Source organism: Lentilactobacillus farraginis DSM 18382 = JCM 14108, assembly GCF_000583655.1.
Classification (GTDB): Bacteria; Bacillota; Bacilli; order Lactobacillales; family Lactobacillaceae; genus Lentilactobacillus; species Lentilactobacillus farraginis.
Genome location: NZ_BAKI01000120.1, coordinates 1 through 881, shown reverse-complemented (window position 1 = coordinate 881; position 881 = coordinate 1). Strand labels below are relative to the sequence as shown.

General features: G+C 41.1%; 1 protein-coding gene. It reads left to right on the top strand.

What is annotated here, in order from left to right:
* Positions 1-72: 72 nt before the first annotated feature.
* Positions 73-872, top strand: a protein-coding gene (locus JCM14108_RS14490) for an IS5 family transposase (protein WP_099046409.1) whose coding sequence is annotated in 2 segments (ribosomal slippage) — positions 73-361 and positions 361-872 — 801 coding nt in all. Because the reading frame shifts where the segments join, the coding sequence is not laid out codon by codon here.
* The last annotated feature ends 9 nt before the right edge of the window (positions 873-881 follow it).

Genomic DNA, 881 nt, shown 5'->3' with positions numbered 1-881 from the left:
AAGAAGCTGTTTAGTATCTTTGATTTTGACCCAATAATTTGATAAACTACTGTCAAAAAAGTTGGTGATCATATGCAACATTTTAGTCATCATTACCAAAGCGATATTTCTCGGCAACAATTCGATTTGATCCGTCAGGATCTGGAAGCTTCAAGAAAACGAACTCATCCAAAACACATTGATCCTTATGATATCTTCTGTGCCATGCTCTATGTCCTTAAAAATGGTTGTACTTGGCGTGATTTGCCGGCTGATTTTCCAAAGTGGTCCACTGTTTACTACTATTGGATGAATTGGTCGAAAGCCCCCACCCCTGATAAACCAGCTTTATTAACTCAGGTTTTAAAAAAATTGTCGCTGATCGACGATTAAGGCAAGGGCGATCAGCCCGAACTTCGTTCGTCATTTTAGATGCCCAAAGTATCAAGAACACCGCTACCGCTGAAAATAAGGGTTACGATGGTGGTAAGAAGATCTCGGGAATTAAACGGCATTTAGCCGTCGACATCAATGGCTTCCCGCAAGCGATCCATATTACCCGGGCTAACATCACTGATCGTGACGGGGCGATTGCACTCGTTACCCTTAATTTAGAGCAGTTTAAATTGGTTCGAACCATGATGGTTGATAGTGGTTATACCGGCCAAAATTTTGCTAATGAGATTAGCAGTTTAACGTCAGCCAAGGTAATCGTCGTTAAAAGAAATGAGTTACACCAATTTTCGGTTATCCCCCAACGGTGGCTCATTGAACGTTCATTTAGTTGGTTGGGAAATTATCACCGTTTATGGCGTAACTGTGAGCGTAAGCTCAACACTAGTCTCATGATGGTTTCGTTAGCTTTTATCAGGCTACTTCTTAAAAGATACTAAACAGCTTCT